This is a genomic window from Lysobacter sp. HA18, from assembly GCF_054057595.1.
Map to the genome: position 1 here is coordinate 3,092,701 of NZ_JBSRZL010000001.1, position 23,735 is coordinate 3,116,435.

Consider the following 23,735-nt stretch of genomic DNA (forward strand, 5'->3'; position numbering starts at 1 on the left):
GGATCAATCGATATCGAGGAACGAGCGCAGCTGTTCCGACCGGCTCGGGTGACGCAGCTTGCGCAGCGCCTTTGCCTCGATCTGGCGGATCCGCTCGCGGGTCACGTCGAACTGCTTGCCGACTTCTTCCAGCGTGTGATCGGTGTTCATGTCGATGCCGAAGCGCATGCGAAGCACCTTCGCCTCCCGCGGCGTCAGGCTGGCGAGCACGTCGCGCACCGTCTCCGACAGGTTGATGTCGGTGGTCGCATCGATCGGGGACATGACGTTCGTGTCCTCGATGAAGTCGCCGAGGTGCGAGTCCTCGTCGTCGCCGATCGGAGTCTCCATCGAGATGGGCTCCTTCGCGATCTTCATGACCTTCCGGATCTTGTCCTCCGGCATGTCCATTTCCTTCGCCAACTCCTCCGGCGTGGCCTCACGGCCGTACTGCTGGAGCATCTGGCGGGAAATGCGATTGAGCTTGTTGATCGTCTCGATCATGTGCACCGGGATACGGATGGTGCGCGCCTGGTCGGCGATCGAGCGCGTGATCGCCTGGCGGATCCACCACGTGGCGTACGTCGAGAACTTGTAACCGCGGCGGTATTCGAACTTGTCGACCGCCTTCATCAGGCCGATGTTGCCTTCCTGGATCAGGTCGAGGAACTGCAGGCCGCGATTCGTGTACTTCTTGGCGATCGAGATCACGAGGCGCAGGTTGGCCTCGACCATTTCCTTCTTCGCCTTGCGCGCCTTCGCTTCGCCGTACGCCATCGCGCGGCTGATTTCCTTCAGCTCGGCCAGCGTGACCTTCATGCGCTGTTCTTCGTCGATCGTCGCCTGCTGTTCGAAGACGATTCGATCCTTGACGTCGCGCAGCGCCGACGCCCACTTCTGCTTGCGCTTGAGCAGCTCGTCGACCCACTCGAGGTTGGTCTGGTTGCCGTCCCACGCGCGGATGAAGTCCTTGCGCGGCATCTTCGCGATGCGCACGGACAAGTCGAGGATGCGGCGCTCGTGTTCCTTCACCTTCGCGACTGACTCGCGCAGATTGCGCACCAGTGCATCGGTGAGGTTCAGCGGAAGCTTGAGCGTGACGAAGATTTCCGCCATTTCCTCGCGGATCTTCTTGGTCGCCTTGTGATCCGGGCCGTTCTTCGCGTGCGACTTCTCGAACTTGCCGTAGAGGTCAGCCAGCGCGCCCATGCGGTTGGCGACTTCCAGCGGATCCGGACCGGTCGGGCCGGCTTCCTCGGCGGTGTCGTCACCCTCGACGTCGTCTTCCTCGACTTCGGCATCGACGTCCACGACTTCCGGCACCGGTGCCGGCTCCGGCACGTCATCGATCTGGTCGAGGAACCCGACCACGACTTCGGCGAGGCGCTTCTTGCCGCCCTTGTGGAGTTCGTAGTCGCCGAGGATCTGCGCGATCGTGCCCGGGAAGGACGCGAGCGACGCCTGGACCTGGACCAGACCTTCCTCGATGCGCTTGGCGATGGCGATTTCGCCTTCGCGGGTCAGCAGTTCGACCGTGCCCATCTCGCGCATGTACATGCGCACCGGGTCGGTGGTGCGGCCACCTTCGGAATCCAGCGACACGAGCGCGGCCGCGGCTTCTTCCGCCGCGGTGTCGTCGACTTCGCGGTTACCGCTGGCTTCGCCGGCGAGGAGCAGCGTCTCGGCATCGGGCGCGGTCTCGTGGACCTGGATGCCCATGCCGTTGATCATGCCGATGATGTCTTCGATCTGTTCGGCATCGACGACGTCGTCGGGCAGGTGGTCGTTCACCTCGGCATAGGTGAGGTAGCCCTGCTCCAGACCCTTGCTGATCAGTTGCTTGATGTCCGACTGCGGGGTCTGACGTTCGTTGGCCATGGGCTGCGCCACCATCTAAAGGGAACAAGGGAACCGTCTATTATACCAGCGCCGCTTCCCGGGCAGGCCGGATGGCGGGCTGGAATCTGAGCGGGTCAGGCCCGCAGCAGGAACGTGACCGGGCCGTCGTTGACCAGGCTGACCACCATATGGGCGCCGAAACGTCCGGTTTCCACCACGGGATGGCTCGATCGGCAGGCCTCGACGAGGCGGTTGAAGAGGGGTTCAGCGATTTCCGGCGGTGCGGCGGTCTGGAACCCCGGCCGCATGCCCGACGCGGTGTCGGCCGCCAAGGTGAACTGGCTGACGAGCAGCAGTCCACCGCCTGATTGCGCCAGCCCGAGATTCATGCGACCGGCCTCGTCGGCGAAGACCCGATAGCCAAGCAGGCGCTGCGCCATCCGGGCGACCTGTGCCTCGCCGTCCCCAGGCTCGATGCCCACCAACGCGAGCAGGCCGGGTCCGATCGCCCCCACCGTCGCGTCGTCCACCATCACTTCCGCGCGGGTCACACGCTGGATCAGGGCGAGCATGGGCGGACGCCGGCGGTCATGCCGCGAGGCTAGCAGACGCCCGACGTCGTCGACCTCGTCGCGCAAAACACGCGCCCCGTAGACTGGCCGGATGCCGCGTGTTCTTGCCGCCCTCCTCTACCTGCTTGCCGCCGCCGTCGCGCGCCTGCCGTGGCGCTGGCTTGCCGCGCTGGGCGACGCGATCGCCCGGCGCGCAATCCGCCGCGACAGCCGCGAATCGCGCATCACCCTGCGCAACATCGAACTGATCGCGCCCGAACTGCCATCGGACCGACGCGAATCGCTGCGACGCGACATCGTCCGCGTCACCGCGCGCCAGGCGATCGAGACGCTGCGGTTCTGGACGCGTCCGCACGAGCGCAACCTCGCCGACATCGCGGAACTGCACGGCGTCGAGACCTTCGACGCCGCGATCGCCGCCGGCCGCGGCGTCATCGTGTTGGCGCCGCACTACGGCAACTGGGAACTGCTCAACCAGTGGCTGGCCTCGCGCACGCCGCTCGCCATCCTGTACGCGCCGCCGGAATCGGCGGTCGGTGATGCCTTTCTGCAACGCGTGCGTGCAGCGCATGGCGACGCATCGCGGGTGACGCAGATCCGCGCCGAAGCCGCCGGCGCGCGGCAGCTGTTCAAGTGGCTGCAGGGCGGCGGCGTGGTCGGCATTCTTCCGGACCAACAGCCCAAGCAGGGCGACGGGGAATTCGCGCCGTTCTTCGTCCGGCCTGCGCTGACGATGAGCCTGGCCGGGCGGCTGGCGTCGCGCACCGGTGCCAGCCTGCTGATCGCGTGGTGCGAACGCATCGGCGACGACGCGCGCGGCCCACGATTCGCGTTGCATGTCGAACAGGTCGACGACGCCATTGCAGATCGCGACGTCGCGACGTCGGTTGCCGCGCTCAATCGCGCCGTCGAGCAGGTCGCGCGGCGTGATCTGTCGCAGTATCAATGGACCTACAAGCGGTTTTCGATCCAGCCCGACGGCACCAATCCGTACTGGCCGGACTGCTACTGACGACAGGGGAACGATATGCGGACGATGTGGGGATCGGCCGTGCTCGCGCTCGCGCTTGCCGGCTGCGGCGCCGTGGACACGATGACGGAAGGCTTCCAGCATTCGCGGGACGTCGCGAACGATCTCGAGAAGTCGGTGGGCGTGAGGCCGCAGGTGGGCTTCAACTGGGCGAACGGATCCCTGGTCAACGTGAGCGTCGTGTTCGATGGCATTCCCGCGTTGCAAAGCAATGCGCAGATCGCGCGCCTGAGTCGCGAGTCGATTGCCTCGCGCTTTCGGCAAACGCCGAAACAGGTGACGATCAGCTACGTCGTCACGAACTGACGCCGGCTTCCGCGGCGACTTCGAGCAGCATGGCTTCGTAATCAGCTGCCATGCGTTCGCGGCTGTAACGAGTAAGCGCCGCGGCGCGTGCGGCGGCGGCCAGGTGCGCGGCTTCCGCATCGTCGCGAAGCAGGTGCTCGAGGACATCGGCGAGCGCGACAGGATCGTTCTCGGGCACCAGCCGCCCATCGACGCCATCGCGCAGTGTTTCGCGCACGCCGGGCACCGCGGTACCGACCACCGCGCAGCCCGCGGCCATGCCTTCGATCAGCGCGAGCGGCATGCCCTCGTAGTGCGTCGACAGCACACAAATGCGGTGGCGCATCAGCAGCGACGGCACGTCGCGATGCAGGCCGAGGAACTGCACCTGGTCACCGAGACCTAGTTCGCGCACCAGCCGTTCGACCGGCTCACGATGCGAACGCTTGCCCGCACCCGCGAACAACACTGGCGGTGCGAGGCCGCGCTCGCGCAGCAGACCGACCGCACGGACCAGCGTCGCGTGGTCCTTCTGCTTCGAAAAGCGCGCGACCATCACGATGCCGGGAATTCGCGACTGCACGGGAGTTTCGATGCGCAGGAAGGGTGTGACGCGGATGCCGTTCGGAATCGCGATCGTGCGATCGGCCGGCATGCCCATGTCGAGCAGCACCTGCCGCACGCCTTCCGAGCAGCCGACGATGCGCGCGGTGCGTTGCGCGAGCCATCGCGTCTGCCTGCGTCGCCACGATGTGTAGCGCTCGCGCGTGTTGTGTTCGACGTGCACCAGCGCGGGCACGTGCGCGAGCAGCCCCGCATAACGACCCCAGATGTGCTCCGAAAAGCCGTGCGCGACGAGGACATCGGGCTTCCAGCGCCGGCACAGGCGCACGAGCGATAGGATGGTCGCGAGATGCGCTGCGCCCGTCACCACTTCGACGGGCGTGCCCGCGTTGCGCAATTCGTCGATGCGCGCGGGATCGGTTCGTCGCTTGCGTCGAAGCACGAGCAGCGGCGCGATCGCGTCGCCCGCACGATGCGCATTCACCAGCGCGATCGCCACCTGCGTCGCCCCGCCGGAGAAGCCGCCGGTGACGAAATGGATCACACGCAGGGGACGATCGAGGGCCATCGGAACTCCTTGGTCGTCGACAGCCTAAGGCCCGCAGCGCCGCACGCCTATACTCGCGGCGCATCCGAAGCGAGCGCCCATGCCCGAACCGCTGCCCCTGTCCGGCGTCGTGATCACCCTCAACGAGGCCGATCGCATCGAACGTTGCCTTGCCTCGATGCGCGAGGTCTGCGACGAAGTGATCGTGCTCGATTCGGGATCGACCGACGGCACGATCGAGATCGCACGCGGCCTTGGTGCACGCGTCGAGCATCGTGATTGGGACGGTTTCGCGCGCCAGAAAAACGCGGCGATCGAGCGTTCGCGCAACGAATGGGTGCTGCTGCTCGATGCGGACGAGTGGCTGGAATCGCCTTCGCTCACCGGGTTGCGCGCGCTGTTCGCAGGCGATCTTGAGAGCGCCGACTGCTGGCTGCTGCAGCGTCGCACGCATTTCCTCGGTCACACCATGCGCGCCGGCAGCTTCGCGCACGAACCTGTGCATCGCCTGTTCCGCCGCGAACTGCGACACGGCGACGTGCCAGTCCACGAATACCTCGACGTCAAATGCTGGCGCGTGCGCATGTCGGACATCGCGCTGGAGCACGACACCGCGCGCAGCGAGGACGAGTATTGGGGGAAGTTGCAACGGTATGCGCGGCTATGGGCCGAAGCGCGCGTCAGCCGTGGTCGTGCACCGTCGCCCTGGCGTGGCGCTGCGGCGGGCGCCGCGTACACGCTGAAAAACATGCTGCTACGCGGCGGCTTCATCGACGGTCGCGCCGGCTGGCGCTTCCATCGATTACACGCGCGCTACTCGATGCTCAAGTACCGCCTGCTACGGGAGCTGGTGCGCGCAGGTTGATCGCGGTGCAACCGGCATCGGCGACCGCCGGCACCAGCCACCATTCGCGCCGATTGCTGTGACCGACGAAGGTGGCGCGGCTGCGGTCGATGCAGGGCGCGAGCGCGTCGTCCTCCATGAGGATCCAGCGCTTCGAAGGGTCCTCGTGCTGCCAGGCGAGTGCATCGCGCAGCTGGGCAAGCGGCCCGCGCACGAAGCCGAACGTGCGCGCCGGTCGGTCCGCCATCAGCAGGTTCTGTTCTTTCCATGCGACCAGCGCGAGTTCGTCGGTCGGCCGCAGGATCGCCGCGGTTCGCTGCATGAGGCCGCGTGCGGAGCTGGCGTCGTTGAGCAGCGGTTGCGCGGCGAGTCCGACGACGAGCCACAACCCCGTGAGCGTGCCGAGCAACGCAGGCACGCCGTGTCGCACGCCGAACAGCAGCAGCATCGCGCCCCCCCATGCGCCGATCGCGAGCATCACCCAGCCAAGCGCGTATGCGCCGCCGACCATGCCGCGCGCTTCGTCGAGGCGTTGTTCGAACCCCGGGTGCGCGAACACGACTAGCGCGCCGCCGACCAGCATGACTACCGTGATCAGCGCCGCCAGCGCGAACGCGAAGCGCTTCGCGCCCGCGCGTTGGATCGCGGCCGGCAGCCATGCGCCGAGCGCAAGGCAGAATATCGGCAACGCGGGAAGGATGTAGACCTCGCGCTTGCCGGCGCTGAGGCTGAAGAACAGCACCACAAGCCCGACCCACGACAGCAGCAACGCGAGCCGACCATCGCGCTCGCGCAGCGCGGTCCGCCAGCCGCGCCAGACCCACGGCAGCGCGAACACCGCAGGCAGCCACTGCGTGAGCATGACGACGGGGAAGTACCAGATCGGCTGCTGGTGATGCCACGGATCCGCGTATCGCTTCGCCGTCTGGCGCAGCAGGATGTTGTCGGCGTAGTCGTGCAGCACGGGATCGCTGCTATGCGCGACGGTCCACAGCATCGGCACCAGCCATAGCGCAACGGGCAACAGCAATGCGACAGGCCCCAGCCACGTCGATGCACGACGCCAGCCCATCGGACCGACGTCTTTCCACCGCTTGGCGTGCAGCACCGCCGCTGGAATCAGCACAAGCAGCGCGATCACGCCGACGCCCTTGGTGATGACGCCAAGCCCCGCCGCAAACCAGCCCAGCCACCACATGCGCAGGTCCGGGCCGCGCAAAACATGACGCAGCAGGCCGTACATCGACAGCGTCACCCAGAACACCAGCAGCGGATCGATCTGCGCGCGTCGCGCCTGGAACGTAAACGCGAAGGTGAAGAGCAGCGCCCATGCGGCGTGCGCGCCCGCGCGAGAGTCGTACAGGCGTGCGCCGAGATCGCGCAGCAGCGCGAGCGTGCCCAGCGACGCGAGCAGCGACGGCAGCAGGAATGCGACGCGCAGGTTGCCGATCAGCGTGATCGCGAGCGCCTGCAGCCACATGAAGAGCGGCGGCTTGTCGGCATAGAGCTCGTTGCCGCGCATCGGGAACAGCCACTGATGGCTGTCGACCATCTGCTTGGCGACGAGTGCGAAACGCGGCTCGTCGGCCGGCCACGGATCGCGCAACCCGAGGCCCGCGCCGAGCACGAGCAGGGCGATGAGCCAGAACAGCCAGCGTTCGCGGGATTCGGCGGTCTTGAGCATTCGGCGATGATACGGGCAGCGCCGTGGCGCGCCGTCGCGTCAGGCGGTCTTGACCAGCCGCGCGTAGAAGAAGCCGTCGCGACCGCGCTCGCCCGGCAGCACCTGTCGGCCTGCACCGCTTTCGCGGCCGAAGCGATCGTCCAGCGGCGTCGCCTTCGCATTGGGCGTGCGCGACAGGAAGGCGTCGACCTGCCGCTCGTTCTCGTCGCGCAGGATGGAGCACGTCGCGTAGAGCAGGACGCCACCGGGCGCGACAGTCGCCCAAAGCGCATCGAGCAGGCGCGACTGCAGTGCGACGAGTGCATCCAGATCGCTTTCGCGACGATGCAGCACGACGTCGGGTTGCCGGCGCACGATGCCGGTCGCCGAGCACGGTGCGTCGAGCAGCACGGCGTCGAACGGCGTGCCGTTCCACCAGTGCGCGACGTCGGTAGCGTCCGCGGCGAGCAGCGTTGCGCGGCCGTCGAAGCCGAGGCGATGCAGCGCGCCTTCGACCTGCTTCAGGCGCGCGGCCTCGATGTCGATCGCGGTGACTTTGATCGACGGGTCGCGTTCGATGAGGTGCGTGGTCTTGCCGCCGGGCGCCGCGCAGGCGTCGAGCACGCGTGCGCCGGGCGCCAGCGACATCGCGTCGGCCACCGCCTGCGCGGACGCGTCCTGCACGGTGACGACGCCGTCGTCGAAACCGGGCAATGTCGACACGGGCACGGCGTGCGCAAGACGCAGTGCATCGGGCAATGCTTCGTCGGTCAGCGTTTCGATGCCGAGTTCGGTGAGTCGCGTCGCGTATTCGTCGCGCGTCGTGCGTTGCCGGTTTACACGCAACCACATCGGCGGCGCGTGCGCGCTCGCGTCGAAGATCGCTTCGACGTCCTGCGGCCAGTCGGCTTCGATGCGCGACGTCAGCCACGCGGGCCAATGGGCGCGAGCGTCGCCCTGCGGAATGCCGTCGCGTTGCGCGCGTCGCAGCAATGCATTCGCTAGGCCGGCGCGGTGCGTCTGTCCACTCGCGTGCATCGCGTCCACCGTCGCGGCCACGGCTGCGTGCGGCGGTAGCCCGAGCGGATCGAGCTGTGCGAGGCCCGCCATCAACAAGGCGCGCACGGCGCTGTCGCGTCGCGGCAGCGGCTTCGGCATCCATGCATCCAGCGCCGCGGCGTAGCGTGCGGGCGCGCGCAGCACCGCGAACACGATCGCTTCGGCTAGAGCGCGATCGCGTGGATCCGGTAGCGTCGACAGCGCGGGGCCGAGTTCCGCACGCAGCGAGTGGTGCTGGTGCAGTACCGCATCGAGCACGCGCGCGGCGGCGAGCCGGGTGGCGACGCCGGGCGTGTTGATCGATGCGGCGTCGCGCGTGCTCATGGCGACGTCAGGCGACGCGCAGGTCCTGGCGCGCGTTCAAGAAATCGGCAGCGGTGATCGCACGTCCGCCTTCGCGTTGCAGCACACGCACGCGCAGCAGGCCGTCACCCGTCGCGATGTCGAGACCCTCGCGGCCCGCACGCAGCAAGGTGCCGGGTGTGGCGGACGTCGCGTCGTCAACGGCGATCGCACCGTGCACGCGCACACGTTCGCCGGCGATCGTCGCTTCGGCCATGGGCCACGGATTGAATGCGCGCACCTTGTTGGCGAGCGTGCGCGCCGGCTGCGACCAGTCGAGCTTCGCTTCGGCCTTGTCGAGCTTGTGCGCGTAGGTCACGCCGTCATCGGGCTGCGGCTGCGGCACGGGACGCATGCCGGCGCGCAGCAGGCCGAGGCCGTCGCGCAGCACCTGTGCGCCGAGTTCGGCGAGCCGGTCGTGCAACTGGCCGCCGGTTTCGTCGGCCGCGATAGCAATCGACTGCGAGAGCAGCACAGGACCGGTGTCGAGCCCCTTCTCCATCTGCATCAGGCAGATGCCGCTCTCGGTATCGCCGGCTTCGATCGCGCGCTGGATCGGCGCGGCGCCACGCCAGCGCGGCAGCAGCGAGGCATGCACGTTCCAGCATCCGTACTCGGGAATGTCGAGCACCGGCTGCGGCAGGATCAACCCGTAGGCGACGACGATCATCACGTCCGCCTGCAGCGCGCGCAGCGCGTCCTTCGACACCGCGGCCTTGAAGTTCTCCGGCTGCAGCACGGGAATGCCGCGCAGCAGCGCTTCCTTCTTCACCGGCGACGGCGTGAGGCCGCGACCGCGTCCCGCAGGGCGATCGGGCTGCGTATAGACCGCGACCACCTCGCCACGCTGCGCAGCCGCGCGCAGGCAGGGAACGGCGAACTCGGGCGTGCCGGCGAAGACGATTCTCATGCGGGGGACGTCAGCGAAAGACGGCGGAGGATAGCGGGTGCGATGCGAGCATCACGCATGCACGTCCCGATGCGTCCGCGCGATGCACGGACGCGATGCCGCGTCGGATCAGGCGCGCTTCCGCTTCGCGAGCTTCTTGCGCACCATCTCGCGCTTGAGCGGCGACAGGTAGTCGACGAACAGCTTGCCGGCGAGGTGGTCCATCTCGTGCTGCACGCAGACCGCGAGCAAGCCGTCGGCCTCGAGCTCGAACGGCGCGCCGTCGCGGCCGATCGCACGCACTTTGATGCGGTTGGCGCGCGTGACGTCGGCAAAGATGTCGGGCACCGACAGGCAGCCTTCCTGGTAGACCTGCTCGCCCTCGCGCTCGAGGATCTCCGGGTTGACGAACACCATCGGCGCCGAGCGATCGTCGGACACGTCGATGACCATGAAGCGCTGGTGCACGTCGACCTGGCTGGCGGCCAGGCCGATGCCCGGCGCCTCGTACATCGTCTCGAACATGTCGTCGAGGCGAGCCTGGAACGCGGGCGTGGTCACGTCCGCCGGCTCGACGGGCTTGGCGACCGTGCGCAGTCGGGTGTCGGGGAATTCGAGGATTTCGAGAATGGCCATGGCGGGATCCGGGGCGTCGCCGGCGGTTCGGGCGACGCGGCGCGTGCGGGACGCGCGAGAAATGGGGGTCACCGTCACAACCGCAGGACGGGACGCCATTCTACCGCCCCGACGGCATTGCATCCGCCGAGGCGGCGTGGGCTATAGTGCCAGCGCCCTTCAAGGAAGGGGCTCGCCTGCTGGGGAATCAGGTCCATGGCCATGATGAAATCTTTCCGCGCGGTCGCTGCCGCTGCGCTGCTGACCGTCGCTGTGTCCGCCGTTTCTGCGGACCATCCGGATACCTACACCGTCAAGCGCGGTGACACGCTGTGGGACATCGCAGGGCATTTCCTGAAGCGTCCCTGGCTGTGGCCGGAGATCTGGCAGGCGAACCCGCAGATCCGCAACCCGCACCTGATCTATCCGGGTGACGTGATCTCGCTGGCCTACCTCGACCGTGTCGCGGTCGCGCCCGGCCCGCGCGGCGATGCGCCGATCACCGGCGTGCCGCTGGCCGAGGTCGAGCCGTTCCTCAAGGATCTGCGCGTCGTCGATCGCGTCGACGACATGCCGTACGTCGTCGGCATCGAGGAAGACCATCTGCGCGCGGTCGGCAAGCAGGTCGTCTACATCAAGGGTGTCGATGCACAGCCCGGCCAGCGTTGGGCCGTGGTGCGTCCGACGGTGCGCTACACGCACCTGGACCGCACGCAGTGCTGCGACATCATGCACAAGGACGACCTCGACTTCCGCGGTGATCACCTCACCGATTACGAGAACCTGTGGACCGCGACCGTGCTGCCGGACAAGGGCCACGAGCTTCTCGGCTACGAGCTGATGCAGCTGGCGACCGGTACGGTCAGCCGTGCGGCGACCGGCGGCGTCGATGCCGCGACGCTGGTGCTCGACGGTGTTGGCCGCGAGATCCGCGTCGGTGATCGCCTGATCCCGGTGGCGGCGCAGCCGTACGATCTGCAGTTCTTCCCGCATGCCCCGAAGACCCAGTTCGAATACGGCCGCGCGCAGGTGCTCGCCGTCGCCGACGAGCTGAGCCACGGCGGCCCGCACGACGTGGTCGCGCTGTCGGTCGGTGCCCGCGACGGCGTCGACAACGGCACGGTGTTCTCGACCTGGCGCGTCGGCAGCCTGACGCCGGATCGTGTCCGCATGGGTGACGAGCGCGGCGAAGAGACCATCGCGCGCACCGACCACGTCCGCCTGCCGGACGAGTTCGCCAGCCACGTCATGGTGTTCCGCACCTTCGACAAGGTCAGCTACGCGCTGGTGATGGACGGCATCCGCCCGACCGCGATCGGCCAGGAGCTCAAGCACCCGGACGCGACGCAGTAACGCTCGGAGAAATCCGACAGCAACACGCGACGGCGCCTGAGGGCGCCGTCGTCGTTTCAGGGCGACGCTGGCGGGATGCACGACGACGCCCTCGCCCTCGCCACCCTGGTCGCCGCCGGCGGACCGCTCGCGCCGCGGCGTGCCCTTCTCGAGGCAGCCGGCAGTGCGACTGACGCGCTCGCTGACCCCGGGCGCTGGTCGGGCCGCAGCCTGAGCGCAGAGCAGCTGGAGGCGCTGCGTCGTCCCGCGTCCGCGATGCTGGAAGCAGCACGCATCTGGCTCGCCTGCCCCGACCACCGCATCGTCGGCTGGACGGATGCCGATTACCCGCCCGCGCTGCGCACCGCCGCCAGCCCGCCACTGGCGCTGTTCGTCGCGGGCGATCCCGCGCTGCTGTGGCGCCCGGCGGTCGCGGTGGTCGGCAGCCGCGGGCCGACGCCGGGTGGGCGCGAGCACGCCGGCGACTTCGCCAAGGCCTTTGCGCGCGCCGGCTTCGTGGTCGGCAGCGGACTTGCCGCGGGGATCGATGCCGCCGCGCATGCGGGTGCACTCGACGTCGGCGGCGCGACGGTCGCGGTGCTCGGCACGGGGCCGGACATCGTCTATCCGCGCAGCAATGCGTCACTGCACGCGCGCATCGAAAGTGCCGGCGTGCTGATCAGCGAACACCTGCCTGGCACCGGCCCGCGCCGCGAACATTTTCCGAGTCGCAATCGGCTGCTCGCCGCGCTGTGTCTTGGGACAGTCGTCGTCGAGGCCGCCGAGCGCTCGGGCGCGATGATCACGGCGCGCCTTGCTGCCGACGCCGGACGCGAGGTGTTCGCGATTCCCGGGTCGATCCGCAATCCGCTCGCACGCGGCTGCCACCGCTTGATCCGCGACGGCGCGACGCTGGTGCAATCGCCCGAGGACGTGATCGAGGCGCTCGGCGAAGCCGCGGCGTCGCAGGCCGCCGCGCATCGACTCGCACTGGGTGCCGATGCGGTCGCCGAGCCTGAACCGCCACCCCGCGACGGCTGGGGCAACGGCAACTCGGACCACGATCTGTTGTGGAAATCGCTGGGTTTCGACCCCACAGATATGGACCGCCTCATCGAACGCACTGGATTGACGCCCTCCCGGCTGTCCTCCATGCTGCTCGTCATGGAGCTGGAGAGTCGCGTGGCCCAGCAGCACGGTCGGTTCTTCCGGGTGGCCTAGCCGCCCGATCGAATCGGTCCTGCGGGTCCCGCGCAACGGGGGTTCCGGACCCACCGCGTCGCTCGCGCGACGCAGGCCGAGGGACATGAAAGAAAACATCCTCGACGTACTGCTCTACCTGTTCGAACACGTTCTCGATGCCGACACTGCCCTTCCGGACGATCCGGATGCCCGGCAGAGCGGTGCGCTGCTCGGCGAGCTGACCGAGGCCGGATTCACGCCCGCCGAGATCAACAAGGCCTTCGAGTGGCTCGACGAGCTCGCGCGTGCGCGCCCCGCGGCGCAACCCGCCCGCGCGAACGGCCCTGTGCGCGTGTATGCCGGCCCCGAGCTGGAGAAGCTCGATGCCGAATCGCGCGGCTTCCTGATGTTCCTCGAACAACACGGCGTGATAGATGCCGGGCAGCGCGAGCTGGTGCTCGATCGCGCGCTCGCGCTGGAGCAGGACGCGCTCGATCTCGACGATCTGAAATGGGTCGTGCTGATGGTGCTGTTCAACCAGCCCGGCAGCGAGGCGGCGTACGCCTGGATGCAGACCCAGATGTTCGACGACGAGCCCGAACCGGTACATTAGCGTCGAGGCCCTGGGGGAGGGCCGACGCTCATTGGGGGACACCTTGGATTGGTTCTATCACGACCCTGGACAGGGTCGCGTCGGGCCGCTTTCGGCCGAAGAATTGCGCAACCGCTATCGCGATCGCCGCATCCAGCTCGATACGCTGGTCTGGCGCGAAGGCCTTCGCGAATGGCAACCACTCGACCGCGTAGGCGAGGAACTCGACCTGCTGTCGGTCAAGCAGGACAGCAGCCGCCCGCCGCCGTTGCCGCCGGGCCCGGCGCCCGGTGTCGGTAACACCGCGTACGCCGCTGCCGGCGCACCGGGCGGGTATGCGCCGGCCTACGCCGGTCGCACGGCCCCGCCCGGTTATCGCGCCGCAGCGCCGCAGAAGCGCGGCATGTCGGGCTGCCTGATCGCATTGATCGTCGCGGGCGTGGTCGCGGTGCCGATGATCGCAATCCTCGCGGCCATCGCGCTTCCCGCCTACAACGACTACACGGTCCGGGCGAAGGTCGCGCAGCTGGCGGACAGTCGTGCGCCGGCGATCGAAGCGAGCGTCGCCGAAGCGCATCAACGCCTCGGCCGCTGCGCGAAGGACGCCACTGAAGCAGGCGTCGACGATTCCAACGTGCACGTCGGCCAGTTGCAGGACGGACGTTGCGCGTTCGAGATCACCTTGCGCGATGCGAAGCCGCAACTCGACGGCAAGACCATCATGTACGCGGAACCGACCCCGCCATCGACGCAGTGGGACTGCACCGGCGGCGACCTGCCGGCCCGCTATCGCCGCACCCAATGCAAACCCGCTTCGGAGCCGAGCCCATGAAGACCTGGTACTACAGCGACAGCGAGCGCAACCGGCTCGGGCCGGTCGAGGCTGACGATCTTGCGCAGTTGCATGCCGGCGGCCAGCTGGCGCCCGACGTGCTGGTCTGGCGCGAAGGCATGCCGGAATGGAAGCCCTGGCGCGAGGTGATGAGCGAAGTGCTCGGCGCCGGTGCTGCCGCGGTCGGCATGCCGGCAGCGCCTCCGAAGGCGACCTTCGCGGTCGCGCGCGAGGATGGCGGTGGCGGAAATCCGTACGAGATCGTCGAGCGCGTGGCGCCAGCGACGTCGCCCTACGCGGCTCCGGCGGCGGCGATCGGCGGCGGTTACGCGCAGGTCGTGCACGACGGTGATGTCGTCTATGCGGGCTTCTGGAAGCGTTATGCGGCGTACTGCATCGACGGTTTCATCGTCGGCATCGTCGGCTTCTTCGTCCAGATGATGGTCGCGGGCGTCGTATTCGGCGGAATGGCGGCGATCAGTCGCAACCCGGGTGAGGCACTCGGAACTGCCGGCGGGATCGTCGGATTGCTCGCGATGTACGTGACGCCGCTGCTGATCGCGGCGACGTACTTCGGGTTCTTCCATGCGTCGGCGAACCAGGCGTCGCTCGGCAAGATGGCCATCGGCATTAAGGTCACCAATGACCAGGGTGAGCACATCTCGTTCTGGCGCGGGTTCGGTCGCTATTTCGGACTGCTGCTGTCGAGCATTCCGCTCTGCATCGGGCTGATCATCGCGGGCTTCACCGACCGCAAGCGTGCACTCCACGACATGATCTGCAGCACGCTGGTCGTCGACAAATGGGCGTTCACGGCTCATCCGGAGCGTCAGCGGCCCGAGCTCGGCACGGTCGCGATCGTCATCATCGCGCTGTCGCTTCTGGCGGTGATCGGCTATGTCGCGCTGATCGGCGTATTCATCGCCGCGGTGGCGAGCGGCGCCGGCCACTGACGCCCCATCCCACCGACCGAGCTTGACAGGCCCGGTCGGTGCGTGATGACACTAGATATAGAGAATCGGCGCGCCCGCGGACATTTCCGCGGGCGTCGCCGCTTCGATGCCCCGGTTTTTCACGTAATTCTCTCGCGGCGCGCGGACCCTCGCGCGACGGGAGCCCCGGGCCGCCCGCCCCACGGAGCGCCGCCATGGCCAAGAACCTCCTCATCGTCGAGTCGCCTGCCAAGGCCAAGACGATCAACAAATATCTCGGCAAGGACTTCACCGTCCTCGCCTCGTACGGCCACGTGCGCGACCTCGTCCCCAAAGAGGGCGCGGTCGATCCCGAGCACGGCTTCGCGATGCGCTACGAGCTGATCGACAAGAACGAGAAGCACGTCGACGCGATCGCCAAGGCCGCCAAGTCCGCCGAGCACCTGTTCCTCGCGACCGACCCGGACCGCGAGGGCGAAGCGATCAGCTGGCACATCGCGGAGATCCTGAAAGAGCGCGGCCTGATCGGGACCCGTTCGCTCGAGCGCGTGGTGTTCACCGAGATCACGCCGCGCGCGATCAAGGAAGCGATGACCAAGCCGCGTGCGATCGCGGTGCCGCTGGTCGACGCGCAACAGGCGCGTCGCGCGCTCGACTACCTCGTCGGCTTCAATCTCTCGCCGGTGCTGTGGCGCAAGGTGCAGCGCGGATTGAGCGCGGGCCGTGTGCAATCGCCGGCGCTGCGCATGATCGTCGAGCGCGAGGAGGAGATCGAAGCCTTCATCGCGCGCGAGTACTGGACGATCGAAGCCGAAGCGACGCATCCCTCGCAGCCGTTCACCGCCAAGCTGACAAAGCTCGACGGCAAGAAGGTCGAGCAGTTCACGCTGACCAACGAAACCGATGCGCATGCCGCGCGCGACCGCATCTCGCGCGATGCGCAGGGCATGCTGCAGGTCACCGACGTGACCAGCAAGGAACGCAAGCGCCGTCCGGCGCCGCCGTTCATTACGTCGACGCTGCAGCAGGAAGCCGCGCGCAAGCTCGGCTTCTCCACGCGCCGCACCATGCAGGTCGCGCAGAAGCTGTACGAGGGCATGGCGATCGGCGAGGAAGGCACGGTCGGCCTGATCACCTACATGCGTACCGACTCGGTGAACCTGTCGCAGGACGCGATCGTCGAGATCCGCGACGTGATCGCGCGCGACTTCGGCACGCGCGCCGTGCCGGACAAGCCGAACGCGTACACAACCAAGTCGAAGAACGCGCAGGAAGCGCACGAAGCCATCCGCCCGAGCTCCGCGCTGCGCACGCCGGCGTCGGTCGCGAGGTATCTGGAAGACGATGCTCGTCGCCTGTACGAACTGATCTGGAAGCGCGCGGTCGCGTCGCAGATGGTGCCGGCGGTACTCAATACCGTCAGCGTGGATCTCGCCGCGGGCAGCGAACACAGCTTCCGCGTGTCGGGCACGACGGTGGTCGATCCCGGTTTCCTCGCCGTGTACGAGGAAGGCAAGGACACGCGCACCAGCGAGGACGAAGAGGAAGGCCGCAAGCTGCCGGCGATGAAGACCGGCGATCGCATGCCGCTCGCTGCCGTCGTTGCCGACCAGCATTTCACCGAGCCGCCGCCGCGTTTCTCGGAAGCATCGCTGGTGAAGGCGCTGGAGGAATACGGCATCGGCCGGCCGTCGACGTACGCGTCGATCATCGGCACGTTGCTCGCGCGCAAGTACGTCGAACTGGACAACCGCCGTTTCCGCCCGACCGACGTCGGCCGCGCGGTGGCGAAGTTCCTGTCCGCGCACTTCACCCGCTACGTCGACTACGACTTCACCGCCAAGCTCGAGGACGAGCTCGATGCGGTGAGCCGCGGCGAAGAGGAATGGGTGCCGCTGATGGAGCGGTTCTGGAAGTCGTTCAAGGAACTGGTCGACGACAAGAAGGACAACATCGATCGCGCCGACGCGGGTTCCGTGCGCGTGCTCGGCACCGATCCCAAGACCGGCCGCCCGGTCAGTGCGCGCATCGGCAAGTTCGGCCCGCTCGTGCAGATCGGCACCAGCGAGGACGAAGAGAAGCCGCAGTTCGCATCGCTCAAGCCCGGCCAGAGCATCTATTCGATCTCGCTGGAGCACGCGCTGGAACTGTTCGGCCTGCCGCGCGATCTCGGCGAAAGCAACGGCGAGAAGGTCAGCGTCGGTATCGGCCGTTTCGGTGCGTTCGCCAAGCGCGGCAGCGTGTATGCATCGCTTGCGAAGGAAGACGATCCGTACGTGATCACCTTCGAGCGTGCGGTCGAGCTGATCGATCAGAAGGAAGAGATCGCGCGCAATCGCATCATCAAGCAGTGGGACGGTTACGACGTGCAGGTGCTCAACGGGCGCTTCGGTCCGTACCTGTCCGACGGCAAGTTGAACGGACGCATCCCGAAGGATCGCGATCCGGCGTCGCTGAGCCTGGTCGAAGCGCAGCAGATGCTGGAAGCCACCGGCAAGCCGATGCGCGCGCGCTTCGCGAAGAAGGCGACGAAGAAGGTCGCGGCGAAGAAGGCGGCCAAGACGGCGAGCGCCGATGCGCCGGCGAAGAAGGCGTCGACCAAGAAGACCGCAACCAAGAAGGCGGCCGGAAAGAAGTCGGCGACCAAGAAGGTTGCGAAGAAGGCCGCTGCCAAGAAAGTCGCCGCGAAGAAGGTCGTGAAAAAAGCCACGGTGCCCGACGACGGCGCGGACGACGCGCCGTTCTGATGGCATGCGCGGTGATGCCGGCCCGCTGATCCACGACGCGGCGGCCTCGAACGAGGTCGCCGGGATCGATGCGCTCATCGCCGCGTTCTATTCGCTGTTCGACAATCGCGACGGCCTGTCGCCGTTGCTGCGTACACCGGAACGCGTGTTTCTTCCCGACGTCACGATCGTGCGCCGCGATGCCGATGCGGTATCGGTGATGTCGCTGCACGATTTCATCGCGCCGCGTCGCGCGTGGCTGGCCGACGGCACGCTGGTCGACTTCCACGAACGGGAAACGCAGTCGCGCACGTTCGTGGCCGGCGACATCGCGACGCGACTGTCGCGTTATCGCAAGCAGGGTTTTCGCAGCGGGGTCGCGATCGACGGCGAAGGCGCGAAGTCGTTGCAGATCGCACGCACCGACGCCGGTTGGCGCATCGCATCGGTGCTCTGGCAGGACGGCGGCGACCTCGACTGGTGCGAGCCGTGAACGCGCACGACCTCAACATCGCGACCGCCGTTGCCGTGCTGATCCGCGGCGGTGTCATCGCCTATCCCACCGAAGGTGTGTGGGGTCTCGGCTGCATTCCGTTCGATGGCGAGGCCGTGCATCGGCTGCTCGCGATCAAGCGCCGGCCGGTCGAGAAGGGACTGATCGTGGTCGGCGCGGATGCATCGCAGTTCGATGCGCTGGTCGACTGGACCGCGCTCGACGGCGATTCGCGCGATCGCGCGCTGGCGAGCTGGCCCGGCCCGCACACCTGGGTGGTGCCGGCATCGACCGCCGCGCCCGCATGGATCACCGGCGGCCGCGATTCGATCGCGGTGCGCGCGAGTTCGCATCCGGTCGTGGTCGCGCTGTGCACGCGACTGGGCGGGCCGCTGGTGTCGACCAGCGCCAACCTCACCGGCGAGCAACCCGCGCGCGATCGCAGCGGGCTGTCGAGCGCGCTGATCGCGCTGCTGGATGGCGTCTGCGAAGGCGAGACCGGCGGGCGCGACGCGCCGACGCCGATCCGCGATGCGCGCACGGGTGCGGCCATCCGCGACTGACCCTGCGGCTGAATCAGTACGAACGCGCGCCGCCGTGTGGCGAGCGGCCTCACGCCAGCGGGTGCAAGATTCCGGGATGTCGCGACCCGGCGCGCTCCTCCTGTCCATCGCCCTCGCCGCTGCGCCCGCGGGTGCGGCGACGCCGGCCGCGAGCACGCCGGGCGTCACCATCTATCGCTGCACCGATGCGCGCGGCCACCTCGCGCTGCGCGATTCGCCCTGCCGTGCCGGCGAGCATCAGGAAGTGCGGACGATGGTCCGGCCGACCGACCCGCCGCCGCGTGCGACGGTAGTGATGCGGCGTCCGCCCGCCACCCAGGGCTCGATCACGCACGAAGTGATCTATCGCAGCGCGCCGCGCCCGCTCTACGAATGCACGACGCCGGACGGCGAGACGTACACCAGCGAAAACCCGGAAGGGAATCCGCGCTGGGTGCCCCTGTGGACGTTCGGCTACCCAGTGGTGGTCGGCGTGCCGGTGTTCCCGCGGCCGACGCCGCACGGTGGTGGCGTGGTGATGCAGCGCCCGGGCGGCGCGGTCATCGGGGCGGGCGGTGGTCGTCGCCTGCCTCCAGTGGAGATGGCGACGGTGCCCGGTGGCAGCTGGGTCCGCGACGCCTGCTATTCGCTGCCGCCGTCGGAGGTCTGCTCGCAGATGCGCGACCGCCGCGCCGCGCTGGATCGCCGGTGGTTCAGTGCGCTGCAGGGCGATCGTGACGCGATCGAACTCGAGCAGCGCAGTCTCGATGCCCGTCTCTCGGAGGAATGCGGATGAAGCCGGTTCTCGCGCTCGTGCTTGCTTCACTGGTCGGCAGCGCCGCCACCACGCCCAGCGTGGTGATCTATCGCTGCGTGGGCGCGGACGGCCAAGTGACCATCCAGAACGGCACGAAGTGCCCGAAGGGCAGCCACGAGCAGAAGCGCGTGGTGGCGACGCCGACCTCGACCCCGCGTCCCGTGGTCGCACCCGCGCCGGCACCCGTCGCGCCGGTAGTGCCGATCGCACCGACGCCGGTGGTCGATGCGAGCAACGCGACCGTCGCCACCGCGAAGACGCCCGTGCCGCTAGCGCCCGCCCCGCCGATCTTCGTCTGCCTGACGTCCGACGCGCAGCGCTACTACAGCGAGGCCGAGCAGAACTCCCATTGCGCGCCGCTGGATACGGTCGGGCTCGACGGCGTGACGGCGACCAATGCCCAAGCCTGCGAGACGGTCGACGACCACTGCGAGGCCGTCGCCGAAGCGGATCGCTGCGCCGCTTGGGCCGAACGCCGCCAGCGCGCGGTGCAGGCACTGACGTTCTCGCCGGAGCAGATCGACCAGGCCCGCGCCGAGCTCGCGCATGTCGACGCGATGATCGCCAAGACCGCCTGCGCGCGCTGACGCTCGACCGTTGAGCCCGACCCGCTACTGACCGTTGTCGTCGTCCGTCGGCGGCGGCTCGGGCGCGGGCAGCGGCGGGGGTTCCGTCGCGTCGTCCGGGGGAGCCGCCTCAGGCGGTGCCGGCAGATCGCCGGGCGGCGGCTCGGGCGCGGTCATGTCGTCCGGATTCTCTTCGTCGATCGGCTCGGGCAATACCTCGCCCTCGCCGCCCGCCATAGTCTCGTCGTCGGGCTCGCTGATCGGCGTCAGGGGCGGTGCGGTCTGGGGCCGCTGCAGTATGCCGCCCGGCGCCAGACGCACGGCGCTGGTCATGAAGTCGTGCCACATGCGGGCCGGCATCGCGCCGCCGGTGACGCGGCGCATGGGCGTGCCGTCGTCGTTGCCCACCCAGACGCCCACCACCAGGTCGCCGGCCATGCCGACGAACAGCGCGTCGCGATGCTCCTGCGTGGTGCCAGTCTTGCCGAAGGTGGGGATGCTCAGGCGCGCGGCGCGACCGGTTCCGCGGTCCACGACCTGCCACAGCATGTCGAGCATTTCCGCGCGCAATGTCGGGTCGATCGCCGACGATGGCGGCACGCTGGCGCCCGGAAGCCCGTGCGCAGTGACCGGTGCGGCGCCTTGCGCGAACGCGGCATAGGCCGAGGTCAGCTCGAGCAACGTGACCTCATAAGTGCCGAGCGCGATGGACGGATCGGTGCCCAGCGGGCTCGACACGCCGAGGTCGCGCGCGGCCTGCACCACTGCGCTCGGGCCCACCTGCTGCACCAGGCGCACTGCGGCCACGTTGCTCGATTTGGCGAACGCATCGCGCAGCGGGATCGCGCCCGAGTACTCGCCGTCGTAATTGGACGGCGACCACTTGCCCAGCGTGATCGGCGCATCGTCGACCAGCGTGTCCGGCGTCGCCCCGCTGCGCAGCGCCGCGTAATAAGTGAAGAGCTTGAAGGCGGAGCCCGGCTGGCGACGCGCCTGCGTGGCGCGGTCGAACTGGCTCTGCGCGTAGTCGCGGCCGCCGACCAGCGCGAGCACCTCGCCATTCGGCATCATCGCGACCATCGCGGCCTGCGTGGCGCCGACGCGGCGACCCTCGCCCGCCAGCCAATGGTTGACCACGCGCTGGGCAAGCTTCTGCATGCGCGCATCCAGCGTGGTGTGCACGCGGATCTCGCCGTAGTCGGCGTCGAACGCCTCGCGGGCCTGCGACGACACCCAGTCGGCGAACCACGTGCCACCGTTGAGGCGCTCGGTCGAGGCCAGCACGCGCGGGTCGCGCACCGCCCTGGCCTGCGACTTGGTGATGACGCCGCCATCGGCCATCGCCTGCAGCACCAGGCGCATGCGCTTGAGCGCGGCCTTGCGGTCGTGCGTGGGCGCGAGCGCGCTGGGCGCCTTGACCATGCCGGCCAGCATCGCCGACTCGCCGATCGACAGATTCTCCGGCTCCTTGCCGAAGTAGTGATGGCCCGCGGCGCGCAGGCCGTAGACGCCGTCGCCGAAATAGATGGAGCTGAGATAGCGCGACAGGATCTCGGACTTGCTCAGCCGCGCCTCGAGGTACACGGCAATCATCGCCTCGCGGACCTTGCGGCGGATGGTGCGGTCGGGCTCGAGGAACGCGGTCTTGGCGAGCTGCTGGGTGATGGTGCTGCCGCCCTGTCGCACGCCGCCTGCATGCCAGTTTCTGACCATCGCGCGCGCCAGACCGCGCGGGTCGATGCCGAAGTGGTGATAGAAGCGCCGGTCCTCGATGGCGATGAATGCGCCGGTGACGTGCGGCGGCAACGCGCGTGCGTCGACTGGGGGCTCCTTCACCGCGCCACGCTGCGCGAAGGCCACGCCGTTGCGGTCGAGCAGCACCAGCGTGGGATCGGCCAGGGGTTGCAGCGCGCGATCGAGCGGGAGCCGCCATGCGATCCAGGCGAACGCGAGCACCACGAACGCGACGCACGACCAACGCCGCGCGAACGAGGCGTCGCCGCAGGAACGGAACGGGGGTTTCGGGCGATGAGGGTGTCGCGATATCGGGATCGGGCATGTCGCCGTCACCGTCGAAAGGCATCTTCAGCATGTCGACGGTGTACCACCGCGCACGTGAGCGCGACAGGTGCACGTGCATCGCATGCATCTTCACGGCTCGCGCCAACGCTGTACGCGAACACTGAAACAGCTGAATCACGTTAGTTGTGCTTTCACCATGTCAAAGCCGGCTGCTAACGGCAGTGCGCCTAGGATCGATGTCGGGCCGGGGTCGTGACTGCGACGACGTTGGCCTGGAGACGAAGACCCTTTCCCCCCACGCGACCCAGATCGCAGACAAGGAGCTTTGGCAATGGCGAACAACGACGGCAACAACGGCGGCCGCAGCAATCGCGGTTTCGCTGCAATGGATCCACGCGAACAGCGTGAAATCGCCCGCAAGGGCGGCGAGGCGGTCAGCCAGGACCGCGAACACATGGCGGCGATCGGTCGCAAGGGCGGCGAAGCCTCCGGCGGTGGCAACCGTCGTGGCAACCAGAACGAGCAGGGTGGCCGCGAGAACCAGTAACACCGCATTCCTGGCACGGTCGAAAAGCGCCCCACGTGGGCGCTTTTCATTTGTGCGGACGATGCAGGCGCGGCGTCGCGCGATCAGAACCCGTAGCGCAGGAAGCCACCGTCCACCGCGATGCATTCGCCGGTGATATACGCCGCCGCGGGCAGGCACAGGAACGCGACCGCCGCGGCCACCTCCTCGGGTTCACCCACGCGGCCGAGCGGCGTGCGCACCAGCACGTCGTCGAGATAGTCGGGGTCCGACAGCTTGGTCGACGTGCGCCGCGTGCGGATGTACCAGGGCGCGACCGAGTTCACCCGCACGCCGTCGTCGGCCCACTCGATGGCAAGGTTCTTCGTCATCTGGTGCAGCGCGGCCTTGGCCATGCCGTAGGGTGCACCGGTGCGCACGTGGGTGAGACCCGACACGCTGCCCACGTTGACGATGCTGGAGCTCGCATGCTTCGTCAGCAGCGGATGCGCATAGCGCGACAGTTCGAAGGCCGAGAACAGGTTGACCTCGAACACCTGCCGCCATTCTTCGTCCGCGTAGTGAGTCGCCGGCTTGCTGAGGTTGCCGCCCGCGTTGTTGACCAGGATGTCGAGCTGGCCTTCGGCCTGGTCCTCGACCCAGTCCAGCAGTTCGCGGCGCTGCTCATCGATGCCGACATCGGCGGTGAACGCCATGATCAGGCGATCCGGAAACTCGTCGGCGAGTTCGCTACGCGCGATGTCCAATGCATCGCCGTCGCGCGCGGCGAGCATCACGTCGGCGCCGAAGCCCAATAGTTCGCGGGAGATGGCGAGGCCGATGCCGGCGCTTCCGCCGGTGATCAGCGCGAGTCGGCCGTCGAGTCTCCAGCGTCGATCGTCCATGCATCCTCCGGCGGGCTGGCGCGTAGGATAGCCGTCGACGGACGCGCCCCGTCCGCTGGAG

Annotated in this window: 23 protein-coding genes; 14 read left to right on the forward strand and 9 right to left on the reverse strand. The window is 68.2% G+C overall.

Annotated elements, in window-relative coordinates:
• Positions 1 to 3: 3 nt before the first annotated feature.
• The gene (rpoD, locus tag ACVWWW_RS15015; protein WP_027081704.1) at positions 4 to 1,857 is read right to left on the reverse strand and encodes an RNA polymerase sigma factor RpoD; all 1,854 of its coding nucleotides are present in this window, start codon (positions 1,855 to 1,857) and stop codon (positions 4 to 6) included.
• 95 nt (positions 1,858 to 1,952) lie between these two features.
• On the reverse strand, positions 1,953 to 2,390 hold the full coding sequence (gene dtd / locus ACVWWW_RS15020; protein ID WP_027081703.1) for a D-aminoacyl-tRNA deacylase: 438 nt from the start codon (positions 2,388 to 2,390) through the stop codon (positions 1,953 to 1,955).
• A gap of 91 nt (positions 2,391 to 2,481) precedes the next feature.
• On the opposite strand from dtd, the gene ACVWWW_RS15025 reads away from it, so the two are divergent.
• The gene (locus ACVWWW_RS15025) at positions 2,482 to 3,402 is read left to right on the forward strand and encodes a lauroyl acyltransferase (protein WP_036140966.1); all 921 of its coding nucleotides are present in this window, start codon (positions 2,482 to 2,484) and stop codon (positions 3,400 to 3,402) included.
• A gap of 39 nt (positions 3,403 to 3,441) precedes the next feature.
• Positions 3,442 to 3,726 carry a hypothetical protein gene (locus ACVWWW_RS15030; RefSeq protein WP_051234613.1) on the forward strand — a complete coding sequence of 95 codons (285 nt, stop codon included), beginning with the start codon at positions 3,442 to 3,444 and terminating at the stop codon, positions 3,724 to 3,726.
• On the opposite strand, the gene ACVWWW_RS15035 is transcribed toward ACVWWW_RS15030, so the two are convergent.
• Positions 3,716 to 4,837, reverse strand: coding sequence for a glycosyltransferase (locus ACVWWW_RS15035; protein WP_036140964.1), 1,122 nt, complete (start codon positions 4,835 to 4,837; stop codon positions 3,716 to 3,718). The two genes, ACVWWW_RS15030 and ACVWWW_RS15035, sit on opposite strands and share 11 nt — an antisense overlap.
• 79 nt (positions 4,838 to 4,916) lie before the next feature.
• On the opposite strand from ACVWWW_RS15035, the gene ACVWWW_RS15040 reads away from it, so the two are divergent.
• Positions 4,917 to 5,681: a glycosyltransferase family 2 protein gene (locus tag ACVWWW_RS15040; RefSeq protein ID WP_027081699.1), complete on the forward strand. Its 765-nt coding sequence runs from the start codon at positions 4,917 to 4,919 to the stop codon at positions 5,679 to 5,681.
• Here ACVWWW_RS15040 and ACVWWW_RS15045 read toward each other — a convergent pair.
• The 4 genes from ACVWWW_RS15045 to def form a co-directional block, all read right to left on the reverse strand.
• Positions 5,641 to 7,344, reverse strand: a complete 1,704-nt coding sequence (locus tag ACVWWW_RS15045; RefSeq protein WP_027081698.1) for an ArnT family glycosyltransferase — start codon at positions 7,342 to 7,344, stop codon at positions 5,641 to 5,643. The two genes, ACVWWW_RS15040 and ACVWWW_RS15045, sit on opposite strands and share 41 nt — an antisense overlap.
• A 39-nt stretch (positions 7,345 to 7,383) precedes the next feature.
• A complete protein-coding gene (gene rsmB, locus ACVWWW_RS15050) occupies positions 7,384 to 8,706 on the reverse strand; it encodes a 16S rRNA (cytosine(967)-C(5))-methyltransferase RsmB (protein ID WP_036140962.1) in 1,323 nt (440 codons plus the stop codon).
• Positions 8,707 to 8,713: 7 nt separating this feature from the next.
• The gene (gene fmt / locus ACVWWW_RS15055; RefSeq protein WP_027081696.1) at positions 8,714 to 9,634 is read right to left on the reverse strand and encodes a methionyl-tRNA formyltransferase; all 921 of its coding nucleotides are present in this window, start codon (positions 9,632 to 9,634) and stop codon (positions 8,714 to 8,716) included.
• Positions 9,635 to 9,742: 108 nt separating this feature from the next.
• Positions 9,743 to 10,249 (reverse strand): peptide deformylase, encoded by a 507-nt coding sequence (gene def, locus ACVWWW_RS15060; RefSeq protein WP_027081695.1) that lies wholly within the window; start codon positions 10,247 to 10,249, stop codon positions 9,743 to 9,745.
• A gap of 201 nt (positions 10,250 to 10,450) precedes the next feature.
• Here def and ACVWWW_RS15065 point away from each other — a divergent pair, with 201 nt between their 5' ends.
• From ACVWWW_RS15065 to ACVWWW_RS15110, 10 genes are all read left to right on the forward strand, one after another.
• The gene (locus ACVWWW_RS15065; protein ID WP_027081694.1) at positions 10,451 to 11,581 is read left to right on the forward strand and encodes a LysM peptidoglycan-binding domain-containing protein; all 1,131 of its coding nucleotides are present in this window, start codon (positions 10,451 to 10,453) and stop codon (positions 11,579 to 11,581) included.
• Between the two features lie 75 nt (positions 11,582 to 11,656).
• Positions 11,657 to 12,781 carry a DNA-processing protein DprA gene (dprA, locus tag ACVWWW_RS15070; RefSeq protein WP_027081693.1) on the forward strand — a complete coding sequence of 375 codons (1,125 nt, stop codon included), beginning with the start codon at positions 11,657 to 11,659 and terminating at the stop codon, positions 12,779 to 12,781.
• Between the two features lie 85 nt (positions 12,782 to 12,866).
• Positions 12,867 to 13,355: a DUF494 domain-containing protein gene (locus tag ACVWWW_RS15075; protein ID WP_027081692.1), complete on the forward strand. Its 489-nt coding sequence runs from the start codon at positions 12,867 to 12,869 to the stop codon at positions 13,353 to 13,355.
• Positions 13,356 to 13,398: 43 nt separating this feature from the next.
• Positions 13,399 to 14,166, forward strand: coding sequence for a GYF domain-containing protein (locus tag ACVWWW_RS15080; RefSeq protein ID WP_196804298.1), 768 nt, complete (start codon positions 13,399 to 13,401; stop codon positions 14,164 to 14,166).
• Positions 14,163 to 15,119, forward strand: a complete 957-nt coding sequence (locus ACVWWW_RS15085; protein ID WP_027081691.1) for an RDD family protein — start codon at positions 14,163 to 14,165, stop codon at positions 15,117 to 15,119. Before ACVWWW_RS15080 ends, ACVWWW_RS15085 begins: the two co-directional genes overlap by 4 nt.
• A gap of 194 nt (positions 15,120 to 15,313) precedes the next feature.
• Complete coding sequence (locus ACVWWW_RS15090; protein ID WP_027081690.1) at positions 15,314 to 17,845, forward strand: DNA topoisomerase I; 2,532 nt, start codon at positions 15,314 to 15,316, stop codon at positions 17,843 to 17,845.
• 4 nt (positions 17,846 to 17,849) lie between these two features.
• Positions 17,850 to 18,317: a hypothetical protein gene (locus tag ACVWWW_RS15095; RefSeq protein WP_051234610.1), complete on the forward strand. Its 468-nt coding sequence runs from the start codon at positions 17,850 to 17,852 to the stop codon at positions 18,315 to 18,317.
• The gene (locus ACVWWW_RS15100) at positions 18,314 to 18,880 is read left to right on the forward strand and encodes a Sua5/YciO/YrdC/YwlC family protein (protein WP_036141139.1); all 567 of its coding nucleotides are present in this window, start codon (positions 18,314 to 18,316) and stop codon (positions 18,878 to 18,880) included. Before ACVWWW_RS15095 ends, ACVWWW_RS15100 begins: the two co-directional genes overlap by 4 nt.
• A 76-nt stretch (positions 18,881 to 18,956) precedes the next feature.
• The gene (locus ACVWWW_RS15105; RefSeq protein WP_051234607.1) at positions 18,957 to 19,655 is read left to right on the forward strand and encodes a DUF4124 domain-containing protein; all 699 of its coding nucleotides are present in this window, start codon (positions 18,957 to 18,959) and stop codon (positions 19,653 to 19,655) included.
• Entirely contained in the window at positions 19,652 to 20,263 is a 612-nt protein-coding gene (locus ACVWWW_RS15110) for a DUF4124 domain-containing protein (protein WP_027081686.1), read from the forward strand. The genes ACVWWW_RS15105 and ACVWWW_RS15110 overlap by 4 nt, the downstream gene beginning before the upstream one ends.
• 24 nt (positions 20,264 to 20,287) lie before the next feature.
• Here ACVWWW_RS15110 and ACVWWW_RS15115 read toward each other — a convergent pair whose 3' ends face one another.
• Positions 20,288 to 22,198, reverse strand: a complete 1,911-nt coding sequence (locus ACVWWW_RS15115; RefSeq protein ID WP_456998732.1) for a transglycosylase domain-containing protein — start codon at positions 22,196 to 22,198, stop codon at positions 20,288 to 20,290.
• 397 nt (positions 22,199 to 22,595) lie between these two features.
• On the opposite strand from ACVWWW_RS15115, the gene ACVWWW_RS15120 reads away from it, so the two are divergent.
• Positions 22,596 to 22,811 carry a KGG domain-containing protein gene (locus tag ACVWWW_RS15120; protein WP_027081684.1) on the forward strand — a complete coding sequence of 72 codons (216 nt, stop codon included), beginning with the start codon at positions 22,596 to 22,598 and terminating at the stop codon, positions 22,809 to 22,811.
• A gap of 83 nt (positions 22,812 to 22,894) precedes the next feature.
• Here ACVWWW_RS15120 and ACVWWW_RS15125 read toward each other — a convergent pair whose 3' ends face one another.
• A complete protein-coding gene (locus ACVWWW_RS15125; protein WP_027081683.1) occupies positions 22,895 to 23,674 on the reverse strand; it encodes an SDR family oxidoreductase in 780 nt (259 codons plus the stop codon).
• Positions 23,675 to 23,735 lie beyond the last annotated feature (61 nt).

Excerpts from the sequence above, each read along its gene's own strand:
- rpoD (WP_027081704.1), bottom strand. The coding sequence starts at position 1,857 with ATGGCCAACGAACGTCAGACCCCGCAGTCGGACATCAAGCAACTGATC.
- dtd (WP_027081703.1), bottom strand. The coding sequence starts at position 2,390 with ATGCTCGCCCTGATCCAGCGTGTGACCCGCGCGGAAGTGATGGTGGAC.
- ACVWWW_RS15025 (WP_036140966.1), top strand. The coding sequence starts at position 2,482 with ATGCCGCGTGTTCTTGCCGCCCTCCTCTACCTGCTTGCCGCCGCCGTC.
- ACVWWW_RS15035 (WP_036140964.1), bottom strand. The coding sequence starts at position 4,837 with ATGGCCCTCGATCGTCCCCTGCGTGTGATCCATTTCGTCACCGGCGGC.
- ACVWWW_RS15040 (WP_027081699.1), top strand. The coding sequence starts at position 4,917 with ATGCCCGAACCGCTGCCCCTGTCCGGCGTCGTGATCACCCTCAACGAG.
- ACVWWW_RS15045 (WP_027081698.1), bottom strand. The coding sequence starts at position 7,344 with ATGCTCAAGACCGCCGAATCCCGCGAACGCTGGCTGTTCTGGCTCATC.
- rsmB (WP_036140962.1), bottom strand. The coding sequence starts at position 8,706 with ATGAGCACGCGCGACGCCGCATCGATCAACACGCCCGGCGTCGCCACC.
- fmt (WP_027081696.1), bottom strand. The coding sequence starts at position 9,634 with ATGAGAATCGTCTTCGCCGGCACGCCCGAGTTCGCCGTTCCCTGCCTG.
- def (WP_027081695.1), bottom strand. The coding sequence starts at position 10,249 with ATGGCCATTCTCGAAATCCTCGAATTCCCCGACACCCGACTGCGCACG.
- ACVWWW_RS15065 (WP_027081694.1), top strand. The coding sequence starts at position 10,451 with ATGATGAAATCTTTCCGCGCGGTCGCTGCCGCTGCGCTGCTGACCGTC.
- dprA (WP_027081693.1), top strand. The coding sequence starts at position 11,657 with ATGCACGACGACGCCCTCGCCCTCGCCACCCTGGTCGCCGCCGGCGGA.
- ACVWWW_RS15075 (WP_027081692.1), top strand. The coding sequence starts at position 12,867 with ATGAAAGAAAACATCCTCGACGTACTGCTCTACCTGTTCGAACACGTT.
- ACVWWW_RS15085 (WP_027081691.1), top strand. The coding sequence starts at position 14,163 with ATGAAGACCTGGTACTACAGCGACAGCGAGCGCAACCGGCTCGGGCCG.
- ACVWWW_RS15090 (WP_027081690.1), top strand. The coding sequence starts at position 15,314 with ATGGCCAAGAACCTCCTCATCGTCGAGTCGCCTGCCAAGGCCAAGACG.
- ACVWWW_RS15095 (WP_051234610.1), top strand. The coding sequence starts at position 17,850 with ATGCGCGGTGATGCCGGCCCGCTGATCCACGACGCGGCGGCCTCGAAC.
- ACVWWW_RS15105 (WP_051234607.1), top strand. The coding sequence starts at position 18,957 with ATGTCGCGACCCGGCGCGCTCCTCCTGTCCATCGCCCTCGCCGCTGCG.
- ACVWWW_RS15110 (WP_027081686.1), top strand. The coding sequence starts at position 19,652 with ATGAAGCCGGTTCTCGCGCTCGTGCTTGCTTCACTGGTCGGCAGCGCC.
- ACVWWW_RS15120 (WP_027081684.1), top strand. The coding sequence starts at position 22,596 with ATGGCGAACAACGACGGCAACAACGGCGGCCGCAGCAATCGCGGTTTC.
- ACVWWW_RS15125 (WP_027081683.1), bottom strand. The coding sequence starts at position 23,674 with ATGGACGATCGACGCTGGAGACTCGACGGCCGACTCGCGCTGATCACC.